The sequence below is a fragment of the Rhizobium sp. CB3171 genome (assembly GCF_029714265.1).
In the GTDB taxonomy this organism is placed as follows: Bacteria; Pseudomonadota; Alphaproteobacteria; order Rhizobiales; family Rhizobiaceae; genus Rhizobium.
In genome coordinates this window covers 2182231-2197661 of record NZ_CP121653.1, presented here as the reverse complement: position 1 = coordinate 2197661, position 15431 = coordinate 2182231, and the positions used below count along the sequence as shown (strand labels likewise).

13 protein-coding genes are annotated in these 15431 nt (G+C 59.1%); 5 read left to right on the top strand and 8 right to left on the bottom strand.

Annotated features, from left to right (window positions below):
* Positions 1-46: 46 nt before the first annotated feature.
* Together QA648_RS29310 and QA648_RS29305 are read right to left on the bottom strand one after the other, a co-directional pair.
* A complete protein-coding gene (locus tag QA648_RS29310; RefSeq protein WP_283052427.1) occupies positions 47-352 on the bottom strand; it encodes a hypothetical protein in 306 nt (101 codons plus the stop codon).
* Between the two features lie 83 nt (positions 353-435).
* On the bottom strand, positions 436-813 hold the full coding sequence (locus QA648_RS29305) for a helix-turn-helix domain-containing protein (protein ID WP_283054305.1): 378 nt from the start codon (positions 811-813) through the stop codon (positions 436-438).
* 121 nt (positions 814-934) lie between these two features.
* Here QA648_RS29305 and QA648_RS29300 point away from each other — a divergent pair, with 121 nt between their 5' ends.
* Complete coding sequence (locus QA648_RS29300) at positions 935-1312, top strand: nuclear transport factor 2 family protein (RefSeq protein ID WP_283052426.1); 378 nt, start codon at positions 935-937, stop codon at positions 1310-1312.
* Between the two features lie 49 nt (positions 1313-1361).
* Here the strand turns inward: QA648_RS29300 and QA648_RS29295 are convergent, their stop codons facing one another.
* Positions 1362-3407, bottom strand: coding sequence for a flotillin family protein (locus QA648_RS29295; protein WP_283052425.1), 2046 nt, complete (start codon positions 3405-3407; stop codon positions 1362-1364).
* A gap of 689 nt (positions 3408-4096) precedes the next feature.
* On the opposite strand from QA648_RS29295, the gene QA648_RS29290 reads away from it, so the two are divergent.
* Both QA648_RS29290 and QA648_RS29285 read left to right on the top strand, forming a co-directional pair.
* Positions 4097-6658, top strand: coding sequence for an FAD-dependent oxidoreductase (locus QA648_RS29290; RefSeq protein WP_283052424.1), 2562 nt, complete (start codon positions 4097-4099; stop codon positions 6656-6658).
* Between the two features lie 384 nt (positions 6659-7042).
* Positions 7043-7702 (top strand): DUF3313 domain-containing protein, encoded by a 660-nt coding sequence (locus QA648_RS29285; RefSeq protein WP_283052422.1) that lies wholly within the window; start codon positions 7043-7045, stop codon positions 7700-7702.
* 79 nt (positions 7703-7781) lie between these two features.
* Here the strand turns inward: QA648_RS29285 and QA648_RS29280 are convergent, their stop codons facing one another.
* The 4 genes from QA648_RS29280 to QA648_RS29265 all read right to left on the bottom strand — a co-directional run bounded on the left by QA648_RS29280 (position 7782) and on the right by QA648_RS29265 (position 11997).
* Positions 7782-9020, bottom strand: a complete 1239-nt coding sequence (locus QA648_RS29280; protein ID WP_283052420.1) for an ABC transporter permease — start codon at positions 9018-9020, stop codon at positions 7782-7784.
* The gene (locus QA648_RS29275; RefSeq protein ID WP_283052419.1) at positions 9017-9706 is read right to left on the bottom strand and encodes an ATP-binding cassette domain-containing protein; all 690 of its coding nucleotides are present in this window, start codon (positions 9704-9706) and stop codon (positions 9017-9019) included. The genes QA648_RS29280 and QA648_RS29275 overlap by 4 nt, the downstream gene beginning before the upstream one ends.
* 5 nt (positions 9707-9711) lie before the next feature.
* A complete protein-coding gene (locus tag QA648_RS29270) occupies positions 9712-10131 on the bottom strand; it encodes a hypothetical protein (RefSeq protein WP_283054304.1) in 420 nt (139 codons plus the stop codon).
* A 111-nt stretch (positions 10132-10242) separates the two neighbouring features.
* Positions 10243-11997, bottom strand: coding sequence for an alkaline phosphatase (locus QA648_RS29265; protein ID WP_104827481.1), 1755 nt, complete (start codon positions 11995-11997; stop codon positions 10243-10245).
* Between the two features lie 383 nt (positions 11998-12380).
* Here QA648_RS29265 and QA648_RS29260 point away from each other — a divergent pair, with 383 nt between their 5' ends.
* The gene (locus tag QA648_RS29260; protein WP_283052417.1) at positions 12381-13298 is read left to right on the top strand and encodes a DMT family transporter; all 918 of its coding nucleotides are present in this window, start codon (positions 12381-12383) and stop codon (positions 13296-13298) included.
* An 82-nt stretch (positions 13299-13380) separates the two neighbouring features.
* Here the strand turns inward: QA648_RS29260 and QA648_RS29255 are convergent, their stop codons facing one another.
* A complete protein-coding gene (locus tag QA648_RS29255) occupies positions 13381-14379 on the bottom strand; it encodes a 4-hydroxyproline epimerase (protein WP_283052416.1) in 999 nt (332 codons plus the stop codon).
* A gap of 190 nt (positions 14380-14569) precedes the next feature.
* Here QA648_RS29255 and QA648_RS29250 point away from each other — a divergent pair, with 190 nt between their 5' ends.
* Complete coding sequence (locus QA648_RS29250) at positions 14570-15367, top strand: SDR family oxidoreductase (protein WP_283052414.1); 798 nt, start codon at positions 14570-14572, stop codon at positions 15365-15367.
* The last annotated feature ends 64 nt before the right edge of the window (positions 15368-15431 follow it).

Sequence of the window (15431 nt, the reverse complement as noted above, 5' to 3'; positions counted from 1 at the left end):
GTCACTCGCCATGTATCGAAACTTCGCCACATGGCGGCGCGAGGTCTTAAATCCCTGACCCGTCGAGCTGCTCAACGTCGTCACCTTCCCAGGGGGAGGGCATCGAGGTGCGCTGGAGATTGGCCGAGGGCATCGGCATCCAGCACTTCAATTCCGGCTCGGCATATTCAACGATGCGGCCGGGCGAGGAATCAGAGGCGCGCCAGCCTTCCGCACCGAACTGATCGCCATTCGACCAATATGCGAGATCAACCTCTGCGGCCCCCTGTTCGGACGGGCGGATCGTGACGAGGATCCGGCTGCCGTCTTTCGGTGCGCTTGCCATGTGGCGCCAGCGGTCTGGCTCATCCATCTTTTTCCTCCTGCCTTGCTGCCGGCTACAAGTGTCGCTTCGCCATCGAAAACGGTCAACCCAAACTTTGCACAAGCCATCCTCTATCGATTGATCGTCCGTGCCTCCGCATCTGCGTGTCGTGCCTGCTCTATAAGGGGCTTCACATGGTCTTCAGCCCACAGCGCCAGTTCACGCAGGACCGGGACCAAGGTTTGGCCGAAGGGCGTGATCGAATATTCGACTTTGGGCGGCACCTGCGGATAAATCGTGCGCGTGATGATGTGATCGGCCTCAAGCTCGCGCAACTGCGTCGTGAGCATCCGCTGCGTCAGTCCCGGCAGCAGGCGTCCGAGTTCACCGAATCGTTTCGGCCCGTCCAGGACATGAAAAATCAGAATAGCCTTCCATTTGCCGCCAACGATGTCGAGTGCTGCTTCGACCGGGCAGTTGGCATAGACCTGATGACGTTGCTTGCGCATGATGTTCCACAATTTGGCGATTTGGGACAATAGCTGCGCTATTTGTGCGTACTGTCCAAGGACACGGAAATCCTATTAATGGACGGCTCTCCCGCAACCGGGAAATTTCAAAGGAGAGCAGATGTCACAGTCTCATGCCGTCGTCGAGTTGGAAAAAGCCGCAATGGCGCGGTGGTGCAATGGGGATCCCGATGGGTTCCTTGAACTGTCATCCCGCAATGTCACCTATTTCGATCCCTTCATTCCACGCCGCATCGACGGGCTCGATAATCTGCGCGCCCACTATGATACCATTCGAGGCAAGATATTTGCCTCGCGGTACGAATTCCTCGATGTGCGCGTAGAGGCGGTCGGCGACGTTGCGATTTTGACCTATCATTTCCACTCGTGGGCCGGCACGGAGCGGGCGATGCGCTGGAACTGCACGGAGGTCTTCCGGCACGAGCCGCAGGGGTGGAAAATCATTCAGACGCATTGGTCGTTTCAGGGAACGCAATGAGCCTATAGGCAGGATGCAAAACGGGCCGGGATGACCGGCCCGTTCACAATCAGTCCTGCTCGAGCGGCGCCGGCACCGCGGCCGGCGGTGCCTGTCGTCCAAGCCGGTCGGCGACCAGCATCGACAGCATCATTTCCACCAGACCATTGGTGGCACCCTTCTCGCCGGAGCCACCGCCGACCTGGATCTGCGGCACGAGCGGCAGCTTGCCGTTCTCGATCGCCTCGGCGAAGCGCATGAGCACCTGCGAGTTGAGCTGATAGTCCGGCCCGCCGAAGGCCGCGACCTTTTTCTCGGTGGCTTCGGCTTCCGCCAGGCCGACGGCGCGCACCTTCTCTGCATCGGCAAAACCGGTCGCCTTGATACGTTCGGCATCGGCAAGCGCGATGGCCTTGATCCGGTCGGCCTCACCGAGACCGGCGAGGCGCACCTTCTCGGCCTCTGCCTTGGCCGTGACCTGAATGGTTTCTGCCTGCTGGCGGGTGCGGGCGAGCTGCGCTTTACCCTCGTTCTCGCTGATCTCGATGGTGAGTGCTGATGTCGTGATCTTGGCCTGCTGTTCGGCGAGCGCTTCCTTCTCGCGCAATGTGCGCTCCTGGATTGCAGCCGCTTCCTGCAATTTATAGGTCTCGACCTTTTCAACGGCGATCTGGCGCTCGCGCAGTTGGATCAGGATCTGCTCTATGCTGTTCTGGCCATTGTTGGCGCGCGGCGTGCCGATCAGAACTTCCTGCAGTTCGAGGCTGTAGGAGGCAAACTTCTCGCGCATTTCATCACCGGATTTGCGCTGGATTTCGCTGCGTTCCTGCAGCAATTGGATCAACGTCTTGGTCTGGGCGATATTCTTGAAATAGGCCGAGACCATCGGATCGAGCGTCTGTTCGACCAGCCGTTTGATGTCCCCGAAACGCTGCACGACGAGGGGCGCCTTCATATAGTCGATATGCACGACGACCGAGAGCGGCAGCACGGGTTCGAACGCATCCTTGGTGATCAGCGACACTTCGGAGAGATTCTCGTCCAGCCTATGCTCGCCGAACTGTTCCCTGGACCATTTGAGCACGAAGTTGGTGGTCGGCACGATGACGATATTGCCGGCATAGGTGTTGAATGCATATTTGCCCGGCAGAAGCGGCGTTGACCAAACGCCGCGTGCGCCCGTCTCGACCAGTTCGCCATGGCGATAGGACTGGCCGGAAATATCCGCGCCTCGCCGGCCGGTATAGGAGACGACGACACCCACTGTGCCAACATCGATGATCGTCTTCTCGACGAGTTCGACCGTTGCGAAGATGCGGTTGAGGAAGTAACTGCCGTCGGCAAGCACCTGCAATTGGCGGCCGCGATAACCGCCGGCATTGAGAAACTTCTCCGGGTCCTGGAAATTGTTGTGAAAATTCGGATCCTTCGGGTCGTTGGCAACGGTCGGCGCGATGATCTCGCCATCCGGCAGCGCCGGACCGTCGTGAATAGTGACGATGCCGATCAGGTCCTCGGCGTCGTGGATGACGACGGGCACAAATCCATCCCGTTCGGTGATCAGCGTGGACATATCCGCAAACAGCTTTTGTTCGGACGAGCTCAGGTTTACGGCGTGGGTCGATTGCGCCGTCAGCACGATGAACTGCGCGAGATTGATGGCATACGTGCCTTCGCGCAGGATCTTGCGCTGCGGACCCTTCTGGCCGCCCTTGAGGAGAAAGCCGCGCACGTCCTGGAAGTCATCGGCTTCGATATTCGAGGCGAGCGTCTGGGTCGGCGGCAACGACTTGCCGTCACGCGCGAAGACATAGCCGATCTGGCCTTGTGGAATGGTCACGAGATTGGCGCGATGCATCGAATACTGGAACGGCATGAAAAAATGCAGGCCGCCGCGCACGACTTCCGGCTGGAACCCGGCTTCGCCGTTGAGCGCAATGAAGCCATTCTTGACGGAGCCCCGAAAACTCCACAGCTTTTCGAGGATGCCGAGCCTGTCGTTGGGGATATAGCGGACCAGGCCGCTCCACCGGAACAGGATTGTCAGCACGATGACCGCGACGGCGATTTCGATCGCCATCCATTCCATCGGGCTGAGATATTGTAAGGATTCCATCTCTTCTCTCCTATGGGCGCACGGGTTCGTCCATCCGACGGCCGCCCGGTTGGTGTTGGTTATTAAGACGGGGAGATTGCGCGCGCCTTTACGCTCGACGCATTAAGGGCGTGTCGAACGCTTGGGCTGCTCATTTGTCTGGGAAAATGACCGCGCGTCCCGAGTCCCCACTGAGGGACGGCGTGGTCGTGAGTGATCTCACATCGGTGTTGCCTTGATAGACATAACGATAGAGGACGTAAGGATTGCGCCTATAGGTTTAAAGACGATCGATACGGAAATCGGATAAGTCCTTTCAAGGATTTCGGTATTTCGAGCATTCAATTCTACTGAATTAGACCGTTTCGGTTGATTGTTTCGGCAGACGTTTCCTCTGTCCCGGCTAGGCGACGGTGAGGAACATATAAAAATCGACGGGAAATCTCATGCTGAAGGTCTGGATGCACGGAAAATCGATGGCATCCCTGCGGCTGGAAGGATACCTAGCACCTGGCGAGCTTGCTGCAGTCCCGTCAGAAGCGACCATTTCAGCGGATGTCTGCCAGGCGCGACCGGGATGACCCGCAAGCTTCGGATGGCCCGCTTTGAACATCTACTGTCGGAGTCTGTCGCACGGCACATCGAAAACATTGCTAGACCCGGCCTGATACAGTCAATTTCAATGTCGTTAGAAACGAAGAGGGGTGAAAATGTCAGCGTTTCCCGAAAAAGCGAGGGTAGTCATCGTTGGTCTCGGAGGTATCGTTGGTGCGTCGATCGCGCATCATCTGATCGAACGCGGTTGGGACAACATCGTCGGCATCGATAAGTCGGGCATTCCTACTGACATCGGATCCACGGCGCATGCCTCGGATTTTTGCTACACCACCAGCCATGACTATCTCTCGGTCTGGACAACCCAGTACTCCATCGATTTCTTCGAAAAGCTCGGCCACTATGCTCGCATCGGCGGTCTCGAAGTCGCTCGCACCGGCGATGACGTTTGGATGGAAGAAATCAAGCGCAAGGTAACCTCGGCCAAGTCTTTTGGCACGCGCGCCCATCTCGTGACGCCCTCAGAGATCAAGAAGATGTTCCCGCTGATCGAGGAAGATCAGGTCATGGGCGGCATGTTCGATCCGGATGCCGGCCTCGTCGTTCCACGCTCGCAAACCGTAGCCGGCAAGTTGGTCGATGCCGCTGAGAAATCCGGTAAGCTTCAGGTGTTCGGCAATACGCCGGCCAAGTCACTGATTGTCGAAGGTGGCCGCATCAAGGGCGTCGTAACCCATCGCGGCACTATCATGGCTGACCATGTCGTTGTCTGCGCTGGCCTATGGGGTCGCCTGATCGCCGAAATGGTTGGCGAAGATCTGCCGGTCATGCCCGTCGACCACCCGCTGACGTTCTTCGGCCCCTACAATGAATTTGAAGGCACGGGCAAGGAAATCGGCTATCCGCTGCTGCGCGACCAGGGCAACTCCGCCTATATGCGCGACACCGGCGACCCGAAGACCACCGAGGGCGGTCAGATCGAGTGGGGATATTACGAGAAGGACAATCCGCGCATGTGCCATCCGCGCGAATTGCTCGAAAAGCACGAGGCGCGCCTCTCGCCCTCGCAGCGCGACCTGGACATGGAACAGATTCTCGAGCCGCTCGAGCGCGCGATGGAACTGACACCGATCCTCGGCGAGCTCGGCTATAATGAAGGCCACTCCTTCAACGGTCTCCTGCAGGTATCCGCCGCTGGCGGCCCGTCGTGTGGCGAGAGCCAGAAGGTGCGCGGCCTCTGGTACTGCGTCGCCATCTGGGTCAAGGACGGTCCCGGATACGGCAAGTTGATTGCCGACTGGATGACCGATGGTCGCACCGAGATCGACCACGCCAGCATCGACTATTCGCGCTTCTACCCGCACCAGCTTGAAGAGAAATTTATCGAAGGCCGCTGCTACGAGGCCGCGCAGAAGATCTATTTCCCAGCGGTCCATACGCGCGAACCCTATGCTTCGGGCCGCAACGTCAAGCGCTCGCCTTTCTACGAGCGCGAAAAGCAGCTCGGCGGCTATTTCATGGAGCTGGGTGGCTGGGAGCGTGCTCACGGCTATGCCGCCAACGAACACCTGCTGGAGAAATACGGCGACCGCGTTCCGGTTCGCGAAAACGAATGGGACAATCGCCACTTCTGGCGCGTCTCCAATGCCGAACATCTGGCGATGAGCGAGGATTGCGGCATCGTCAACCTCAGCCACTTCTACATGTTCGATGTTGAAGGACCTGACCATGTCGAACTCATGGAATGGGTCTGTGCCGCAAAGATCGGCGGCGATGCCAATATCGGCAAGGGCATCTATACCCACTTCCTCGACGACGAGGGCATGGTGCGCGCCGACTTGACGGTCATTCGCATGGCCGATCGCTGCAGAGTGATCGATGGAGCGGACGCCGGCCCGCGCGATTTCCACTACATAAAGCGCATTGCCGAGGATAAGGGCTTCAACGTCACCGTCACCGACGTTTCCGAGAAATTCGTCACCATCGGTCTCTGGGGTCCGAACGCCCGCGCCACGCTGAAGAAGGTCGTTGCCGATCCGGCAGGACTCGATCCCGAAAACTTCGCCTTTGCAGCGATCAAGCCGATCGTGATCGCCGGCAAGTCGGTCACGGCTTTCCGTATCTCTTATGTCGGCGAGCAGGGCTGGGAACTGCACATGGCGTACGAGGATGGCCTTGCGGTCTGGGATGCGCTGCGCGCAACGGGCGTCATGGCCTTCGGCGTCGAAACATATGCCAACTCGCGCCGCATGGAGAAAAGCCTGCGCCTGCAGAACGCAGACCTGTTGACCCAGTACAACCTGCTCGAATGCGACCTCGCGCGCCCAAAGGTTAAGGAAGCTGACTTCCGCGGCAAGGCGAAACATCTGGAGTACAAGGCACGCGACCATCAGCCGGCCATGCTCTGCACCCTCGTCATGACCGACAATGTCGACAGCAAGGGTGTCGCCCGCTATCCGCTCGGCAACCTCCCGGTCGTGGATCCGGAAACCGGCGAGGTGCTGGTGGACGAACTCGGCCGCCGCTCCTACACGACCTCGATCGCCTTTGGCCCAACCATCGGCAAGAATATCGCGCTCGCCTACCTGCCATGGAGCTATTGCCAGGAAGGTCGCAAGCTTAATATCGAATATTTTGCCGAGACCTATCCGGTCGAGGTGGTTGGCATCGGTTACAAGCCGATCTACGACCCTGAAAGCCTCAAGCCGAAGAGCTAAGTCGAAGCGCTTGATCTAAGAGGTCATTGAAGCAATTGCCTGACGCTGCCACATCTCGGCGGCGCCGGGCAAAGAATGCCTTGGTGCCGGGCTCGCCCCGATTGTCCGGCTCGGGCGGTGCTGCACCGTGACATCGGTGCGGATCGCGACACCAGCGAACTGCCCCAGGTAATCGCGGATACCCAGTTCCGTTCCCATCCCTTCAAGATGGACAGCATCCACCATTGCTAGTGGAGCCATATCCGGTCTGTCGGCATCCGACGGAGCTCAAAGACCGGCGTCAACATTTCTAAACATATCTGAACACACAGCAACGCGATCAGGCGCTATCGCTGGTTCAAGTGACATCTTTCGCCCGCCCATTTTTTCACGAGAGAGATAATCTTGAAACTTGCTTCCAAAGCTTCGCTCGCATTCATCCTTATTGGGTCGGCGCTTGCCGGCTGTACGACGGCGGATCCGCTGGTTTATTCCGGATTGGCGTCAGCGCCGAATTTGCAGCCCAACCCCAGCGACCCGAGTGGGCGCGTTCCCTTCCGCTATCGGGGCAATGCCGATTGGAAGCAGTATGACAAGGCAATTATCGATCCGGTGACAGTCTATCGAGCCCAGGACAACCAGTTCATCGACACGAGCGAGCAGGACAAAGGCGAGTTGGCCAACTACATGCAGACCCGCTTCACCGAACAGCTCAGAACCCGCTTCGGCATCGTCAATACGCCGATGCCGGGAACCTTGCGGATTCACCTGACGCTTACCGGCGCAAAGAAGACGACGCCGGTCCTTGGACCGTTCTCGCATCTTGATGTCGGAGGTAACGTCTACAACGTGGTCCAGGCTGCCCGTGACAAGGAGGGATCGATGACCGGCTCGGTTTCATATGCGGTCGAGATCTACGACGCCCCGAGCAATCGTTTGCTTTCCGCCTTTGTCGCCAAGCAGTTTCCCGGCGCGATGAACGTGGGCGCGAGCTTCGGCGCCCTCAAGGCCTCGAAAGTCTCGATCGACAAGGGGGCTGAGGCACTTTTAGCGCAGTTTCAATAGAACCAAATCCCTTATCTGCCGTTCAATGCCCGGTCGGAACACGTCTTAAGGGCTAAGTGTGCCCCCGAGACCGTTCCGGTCAGCCGCGGAGTGCGGCGGCGGGCGGCTGACGGTAAGCGAGGATAGCGGGTACGGACGCGATCGATGCCGCAAACGCCAGCAGCGCCGCCGCGAAGCCGATATCTTCGCGAAGGAATCCGACCGGCATGACGACGCCGCTACCCCCCGCCACGACCTCAGAAATTACCGCAGCCGCTGCATAGCCGATGCCGAAGCCCATGGCGACACCGATGGCCACCAGCGCGAACAGCTCCAACCAGACGATCGCAAACAGCGCGCCGCGCGGGGCGCCGAAAGCCCTGAGCGCGCCGATCTGGCGCCGCCTCTGCCCGACATGCATGACCGTCACCAGCAGCAGCGCCGCCGCCGCCAGGACCTGCGACCCTACAGCGATCGCAAACAGCACCTGTTTCGCATCGCCAAGCGTCGCATAGAGCCGGGTCAGGACCTCGGCGGGGAACACAGCCAGCGTTGCGCCGGCGCGGTATTGCTGCCTGAGTTTATAGGCATCGGCTATGGTCTTCGGCTTCACCAGAATTGCCGGCAGGCCGGGAACCTCATCATCCCACGTTTCATTCAACGGCGCATCCGGATCGATGGCATGATGCTCGTGCTCATCATGCGCTTCGGCGGGGTCTTCGTGATCGTCGTGATGGCCCATGCCGTGGATATGCCAGACCGCCTGGATCGGGACCAGTATGGCTCGATCCCAGGCCGTTCCGGTAGGTTTCAGGCGGCCGGTTACATGGTAGGCGAGTTCGGAGTGGGTATGTCCCCCTTCCTGCGCCGAGCCGTGCATCGGCTTGATTTCATCGCCCTGTTTGAGGGCAACGCCTGCGCCAATCACCGCCTCGCCTTCCTTTGCGAAAATTTTTCCCTCCGCCAGTTCCCCGGCGAGATTATGCACCAGCGCCGTCGTCGTGCCGACGATCGGATTGCCCATGAACGAATCCCCGAAGCCGATCGGGGCCGCCCAGGCGACGCGGGGATCGGCAGCGAGTGTTGTCAGCAGCCCGCCATCCATCAATGGCAACGGCGCGGCCTGAAGGAAGACCGAGGAGAGCACGAGCTGGTTCTCGCTGCCGGCTGCGCCGATCACCAGATCGAATTTATCGGCGGCCCGTGCGCTGCCGAGCCTGAGCGCCCGTTCCTGCAGCGTAACCGTCACCCCGAGCGCCACGGCCAAGGCCACGATCAGAACGAGCACGGCCGAGCCGAGCCAGAATCTGCGGAGATCGGCCAGGATGAAACGGATCATGCTGCGTCTTCCATCGACCGGGTATCGTTGGCGATGCGCCCGAGGTTGAAGGTGATCTTGCGCTGGAGCTTGTCGGTCAGCCGCTCATCGTGTGAGACGACGATCAGTGTGCTCTTTTCCTGATCGGCGAGTTCCAGCAGCAGGCTGCCGACGGCTTCGCCGCTGTCGACATCGAGGCTGGCGGTAGGCTCGTCGGCGACAATAACGCCGGGTTTTTGCAGCAGCGCCCGGGCAACGGCAACGCGCTGCATCTCGCCGCGCGACATGGTCTCGATCCTTTGCCTGGGCTGTTTCAGACCTGCCCGCTTCAACAAATCATGTGCCCGTTCGACAATCTCGGCGGATGCCGAGCGGGCAAGCCTTGCCGGCAGCAAGATGTTTTCGATCGCCGACAGGCCGGGAAACAGATGAAAATCCTGCATAACCAGGCCGACATTGGCGCCACGCCAGCGGTCCCGGCCACCTTCGGAGAGCTTGGCTATGTTCGTGCCGCTCCAGTCGATGCGGCCCTGGCGTGCCCGTTCGAGCCCGGTGATAACGTTGACGAAGGTGCTCTTGCCGGATCCGGAGGCGCCGGTGACGGCCACGCGACCGCCGGCCGGAATCTGCAGTCGCTCGATCGTCAGCACCGGCGCGGCGAGCCCAGGAAAAGTAATGGAGATATCGGCGAGTTCAAGCGACAGCATCTTGTTCAGGCAACCCAATAGTTCGCGTCGCGCAATCTAAGCCGGCTTAAGAATCCGGTTTCCGGGTCCGTCCAGGAGCCGACTTCGAGCGTGCCGGCGACGGCTATCAGCGTGCCGGGTTGCACGAAGGTCTGCGCTTCCGAGAGATAGATGACGACAATATTGTCCGGCCAGTCGGCATCGGTCGAGCAGAAGGGGCAGATCGACATCGGGATTTCGGTCAGCACGAAAAATTTCGCTTCTGCCTTCAGCGGCGGCGCCATGAAGCCGCGCATCTGGATCTGTTGTCCGTTCATAGACTTAACCTTGTCGGAAAATTCGAGGCCGAGCGCGCTGACCTTGCCGTAGAGATCGCCGAAGGAGAGTTCGCTGGGCGAGGCGTGGCTGGGGCCCGCGGTCATGACCCATGGCGACAGGCCGATCATCGCAAGCAGGCTGCGGCGACTGACAACGGAACCGGAAAGAATGTTGCCCACCGCGCACCTCCTCGGAAATGGCCTCCGGGCGGCCAATGCCGCCCGGAGGTTTCTGGCAAATTACATAGTCTCTGCGCCGAGCGCAAAGGTATCGGCGAGAACGCGGTAGACGTCGCTCTCTTCCATGTAGCCCTTAAATTCTTCCGAACCAGGACCGGTTGCCTGCAGCACGACGTCGTCGACGGCATGAACGGCTGTATCGGCATTGCGCGGCAGATTGCCTTCGCGAAGCACGGCGCCGGGAACGTCCTTGTACGCGCTGTTGGCGACGTATTCCTTCTTCTCGTTTTGAATTGCCGGCTCGAACGGGCCGTCCATCTTCGGACGGAAGGTTTCGTAATAGTCCGGATAGTTGTTGGCGAAGATGGCGAGGCGGCGGCTCACGTCGACCTTGTCAGGGAAACCGTCGCCGTCCTTGTCCTCATAGTTCGGGAAGCCGGCATCGGCGTAGACGCCCACCTTCTCACGCATGTCCGTGCCCGGCTTTTCGTCATCGACCGTGCCGATGACCGAAACGCCATGCGTATGGTCGCCGGTGACGACGATCAGCGTATCGGGATGCGTCTTGGCGAATTCGCGCGCCATGCCGACAACCTGGTCGAACTCGATGGTTTCGAAGACCGAGCGCTCCCAGTCCATCGTGTGAGCCTGCTTGTCGATCGAGGCGCCCTCGATCATCAGGAAGAAGCCGTCCGGATTCTTGGAAAGCTGATCAAGCGCGACCTTGGCCATGTCCTTGAGGCCGGGCTGGTTCGGGAATTTGCCGACCGTGCCCTTCTTGAGGAATTCCCGGTCCAGCGTCACGTCCATGTTGCCGGTGTGGAAGAGGCCAAGGATCTTGCCGGTATTGGTGCCAGCGGCGGCTGTCAGCTCGGACTTATCGGTCGCCAGCGCGTAGCCATCGTCCTTGAAGGTCTTGACCAGGTCCTTGTCGTCCTTGCGCTTGGAGCCCGGGACGTCCTTCGGCAGGAAATAGGCCGAGCCGCCACCGAGGATAACATCCGGCTTGGTGTTGAGGAACATGGCGGCAATTTCAGCCTTGTCGCCGCGCTTGCGCGTATGGGAAATGACGGCGGCCGGTGTGGCATCTTCGATTTCGGCAGTGGAAACGACGCCGATCGATTTCTTGGTCAGGCGGCGCACCGCTTCAGCGATGTTTTCGACACGCGGGTCGTCCAGCGAGTCCGGCGTGCGGTCGGCATAGACGCCAAGCGCATTGATCGCGGTCTTGTGGCCGGTCATGTAAGCCGACATGGTGTTGGCGCTGTCGGTGGCGATCGCATTGGTGGACGATGTGCCGATGAATGCCATGTGATCGAGGTCGTCCATGAAGAGGCGTCCGTTCGCCTTGCCCTCGGTCATGCCTTTGGACATCAGGCGGGCAGCGGTGCGATGGCCGACGGAGAGGCCGTCGCCGAGCAGGAAGATGACGTTCTTGGCCTTCGGGGTCGCGGAGGTGCCGAACACGTCCCAGGTGACGGCTTTCGTCTGGCCGCCGGCGCTGACTTCTACCTTATAGGTGCCTGCCTTGCCGATCTTGGCGGAGCGCAGAATAACGGCAGAGCCGAGGCTCTTGTCGTCCTTGCCCTTCTCGTCGGCCACGAAATTGAAATCGGCGCCGAGAACGGACTTGGCATCCTGGCCGTTGATGGTGATCTTCACGTCTTCCTTCTTGATGGCGCCGTCGAACTCGACCTTGAAGTCGAAAGGCGAGCCGACCAGGATCGTTGCACGATCGAGCGGATAGACGGTGGCTGCGTGGGAAACGCCGGCCAGCATGGTGGCGGCGGCAAGAGCGATTAGAGTTTTACGCATGGGAATCCTCGCGCGTTTGTGAAGTCACGTTACGGTGTCGTGATTAGCGGGCGATCGTGACACACGAATGACAGGCAGAAGGTAAGTGGTTGGACTTGCAGCGATATCAGTCTCGTCGCATCGGTGTCGCCTAAAGCATCTGCATGGAAAACCGCCATTCCAGGATACTTTCCCGAAATCGTCAACTATTTCAGCGAAGTAGTCATGTCTCCGACGTTGCCGGGTCGCTAGTAGCGGTTGTCCGTCGGCTTGCCTGACCGGTTTATTCATCGCTCCGATCGCTCGTAGCGCTCGTATTTAAGCCAGCACTTGACATCGGAAGCGTTAAGGTCGAAGCCGCACTTGGCCGCGCATGCGCGGCCGTTTTTGCGAGGATTCGGGGAATGAAGACTAAGACAGCCGTGGCCAACGCCGGAAACCTGATCATGACCGGCGTCGTGCTGATGCTGCTCGGCGATCTGCTCTTTGCGTTGAACGATGCGATGGGCAAGTGGCTGGTCTCGAGTTTTGCCGTCGGTCAGGTGCTGGTGATCCGTTCGTTCGGAGCTTTTGTCGTGCTCGGACCGATGATTGTGAGACAAGGGCCGATGGCCTTGTTCCGCGTCGAGCAGAAAGGCCTCCAGTTCATGCGGGTGGCCATGGCGACTGGCGATGTCGGCCTGTTCTACGCTGCCGTCGCCTATCTGCCGCTCGCAGATGTGATGACCTTCTATATGGCCGGGCCGATCTATGTTGCGGCGCTCTCGCATTTCTTTCTTGGGGAAAAGATCGGCTGGCGCCGTTGGCTGGCCGTTCTGGTCGGCTTCGCCGGCGTCGTCATCGCGCTGCGTCCGTCCACGGCGATGCTGTCGCTTCCGTCGCTTTTCGGTCTCGCGGGCAGCTTAGCCTTTGCACTGACGCTGGTGATGAGCCGCTATCTGCGCTCGACCAGCGACACGACACTCGTGACCTGGCAGACGATCGCCGCCCTTGCCACCGGCATCGTCTTGAGCATCGGCCACTGGCGGCCGGCGACGCCCATCGATTGGCTCGGCATGCTGCTGCTCGGTATCGTAGCCTCTTGCGCGCATCTGCTCATCACGCGCTCGTTGAAGCTCGCACCGGCATCGCTGCTCGCGCCGCTGCAATATACGCTGCTGCTCTGGGCGATCGTGCTGGGCTACATCTTCTTCAACGATATTCCCGATATGCAGATCATTATCGGCGCCGCGATCATCGTCTTTGCCGGCCTCTTCATCTTCCACCGGAAGAACCTGAAGGAAACGGTCCCGACCGAGGCCGTCCCGCCCGACGGCCATTGAAGGTTATGCCGGCTCATATTAGCGTGAGGCCATCGGTTTGATGCCGCTCGACTATGAGACCGCATGATTGGGCGCTGCTGATTCAGGTCAAATAGCCTGCAGCGTATGGTTCCTGGTCATCGATAACGTGAGTTGAGACCCCCGTAATATAGGCACGGCCTTCAACGCTTGGAATGACTGCGGGTATGCCGGCGTCCAGGGTTACATGACGCTCGATCCGTCCTTTGAATATGGAACCGATCAAGCTCTCGTGGCTGAAAACATCGCCGATCTGCTGCTCTCCGCGTGCTGCCCGGAGCGCCACGCGTGCCGATGTGCCGGTGCCGCACGGTGAGCGATCAATGATTTTGGGGGTCGCGATGACAACTGCGCGCGCGTCGGCGCCCTTCATAGGCGCGCCGCACCACATCGTGTGATGCGCCCCCCGTATGCTCGGATTGTCTGGGTGGACGACATCGATGACGCTGGGAAGTAGCTTGACAAGGACCTGCGCCATTCTTCGCAACTCTTCGGGGGAATAATCCGCACAATCTCCAAAATTCCGCTGGCTCTCGACTATGGGATAAAAATTTCCACCATAGGCGATGTCAAAGACGATGAGGCCGAGATCCGGATGGTTCAATTCGACGCCTTGGGCAAGAACGAAGGAGGGTACGTTGCTGAAACGAACCCCGCTGACTTTCTCACCCGTCTTTTCATATCTGGCCTCAACGACTCCGGCAGGCGTGTCCAGGCGGACAAGGCCGGGTGTCGCCGGTTCAATCAATCCCTTTTCGATGATGAAAGTAACCAACCCGATCGTCGCGTGACCGCACATTGGCAGGCACCCTGAGGTCTCCAGGTAGAGCACGCCGGCGTCGCAATCGCTTCGGGTGGACGGAACCAGCATCGCTCCCGACATCATTTCGTGGCCCCTGGGCTCACACATCAGGCCAGTGCGAATCCAATCGTGGCGGGCGATGAAATCCAGTCGTCTCTCGCTTTGCGTCGCGCCTACAAGATCTGGCTGTCCAGAAGTTATTAGCCGCACGGGCATGCCAGCCGTGTGACCTTCAATGCAATCGAACGTGTAAATGGTCATGTTGGTCACTTCAGTTTAGGGCGTTCAGTTACGCCTCTGATAGCATATTTTGCAGATTGTCGGTCAAATGTCGACATAAATATTGCTTCAAATGTGACCTGCCTCTTCGTGAAATGTCGATTGACATTTTGTTATTGTCGACATTAGATCGACGGATTCTAGATTTGATAAGTGGTTCAGGAGCCCACGCATGAATGAGAAAATCGGCGCCAGAGCACCACTCGCGGTAGTAACGGGCGGAGCAAGCGGGATTGGAGAGGCGACGGTTCGGAAATTTGCCGCGGCCGGCTGGAGAACAATTATCGCTGACATCAATGCTGATCGCGGCAGGAAAATCGCGGACGAATTAACGTTGCAAAACTGCGATTCTCGGTTCGTCTATCTCGATGTTACGGATGAAATGGCCGTCGAAAATTTTTCAGAATCGGTATTTTCCCAAGACGGTGCTGTGGAGGCACTCATCAACTCAGGTGGCATCTTGCAAAATGCGACCCGATTGACGTCCATGCGCGTCGAAGATTTTGACAAGATAATCGGCGTCAACCTTCGCGGAAGCGTTTTGACCGGCAGAGCCTTCGGAAAGAGAATGGCTGAGGCTGGACGCGGCGTGATTATCAACATGTGTTCGCTGACAACCTTTCAGGCTCATCCGCAACCTGCATATGCGATGAGCAAGGCTGCGCTAAGGACATTGACGGAAGTGATGGCTGCCGAATTGGGACCTCAAGGGGTTCGGGTGAATGCCGTAGCGCCCGGTTATACTTTGACGCCGGCGATGCAGGATCGCATCGAGAAAGGAGAGCGCGATCCGTCAAAGGTCGTGTCCAAGTCTGCGCTTCGGAGATTCGTGGAGCCAAGCGAAATAGGCGAAGTAATTTATTTCCTGTGTTCACCCGCTGCAGCCGCGATCACCGGCGTGGTGTTACCGGTAGACTGTGGCTGGCTAGTTTACTCCGTCTACAGCAGCGCGGCCGCGCAGCCGCAATAGGTTGTATGTCGGGAGCCTCAGATGGTTTCATTCGGGTCCAGGCACGCATTGCTGAAACGAGGGC

Bases quoted from the DNA above. Each gene is read 5' to 3' on its own strand.
- QA648_RS29255 (WP_283052416.1), bottom strand. From the start codon at position 14,379: ATGACCATTTACACGTTCGATTGCATTGAAGGTCACACGGCTGGCATG.
- QA648_RS29295 (WP_283052425.1), bottom strand. From the start codon at position 3,407: ATGGAATCCTTACAATATCTCAGCCCGATGGAATGGATGGCGATCGAA.
- QA648_RS29270 (WP_283054304.1), bottom strand. From the start codon at position 10,131: ATGATCGGCCTGTCGCCATGGGTCATGACCGCGGGCCCCAGCCACGCC.
- QA648_RS29250 (WP_283052414.1), top strand. From the start codon at position 14,570: ATGAATGAGAAAATCGGCGCCAGAGCACCACTCGCGGTAGTAACGGGC.
- QA648_RS29275 (WP_283052419.1), bottom strand. From the start codon at position 9,706: ATGCTGTCGCTTGAACTCGCCGATATCTCCATTACTTTTCCTGGGCTC.
- QA648_RS29265 (WP_104827481.1), bottom strand. From the start codon at position 11,997: ATGCGTAAAACTCTAATCGCTCTTGCCGCCGCCACCATGCTGGCCGGC.
- QA648_RS29310 (WP_283052427.1), bottom strand. From the start codon at position 352: ATGGATGAGCCAGACCGCTGGCGCCACATGGCAAGCGCACCGAAAGAC.
- QA648_RS29260 (WP_283052417.1), top strand. From the start codon at position 12,381: ATGAAGACTAAGACAGCCGTGGCCAACGCCGGAAACCTGATCATGACC.
- QA648_RS29305 (WP_283054305.1), bottom strand. From the start codon at position 813: ATGCGCAAGCAACGTCATCAGGTCTATGCCAACTGCCCGGTCGAAGCA.
- QA648_RS29290 (WP_283052424.1), top strand. From the start codon at position 4,097: ATGTCAGCGTTTCCCGAAAAAGCGAGGGTAGTCATCGTTGGTCTCGGA.
- QA648_RS29300 (WP_283052426.1), top strand. From the start codon at position 935: ATGTCACAGTCTCATGCCGTCGTCGAGTTGGAAAAAGCCGCAATGGCG.
- QA648_RS29280 (WP_283052420.1), bottom strand. From the start codon at position 9,020: ATGATCCGTTTCATCCTGGCCGATCTCCGCAGATTCTGGCTCGGCTCG.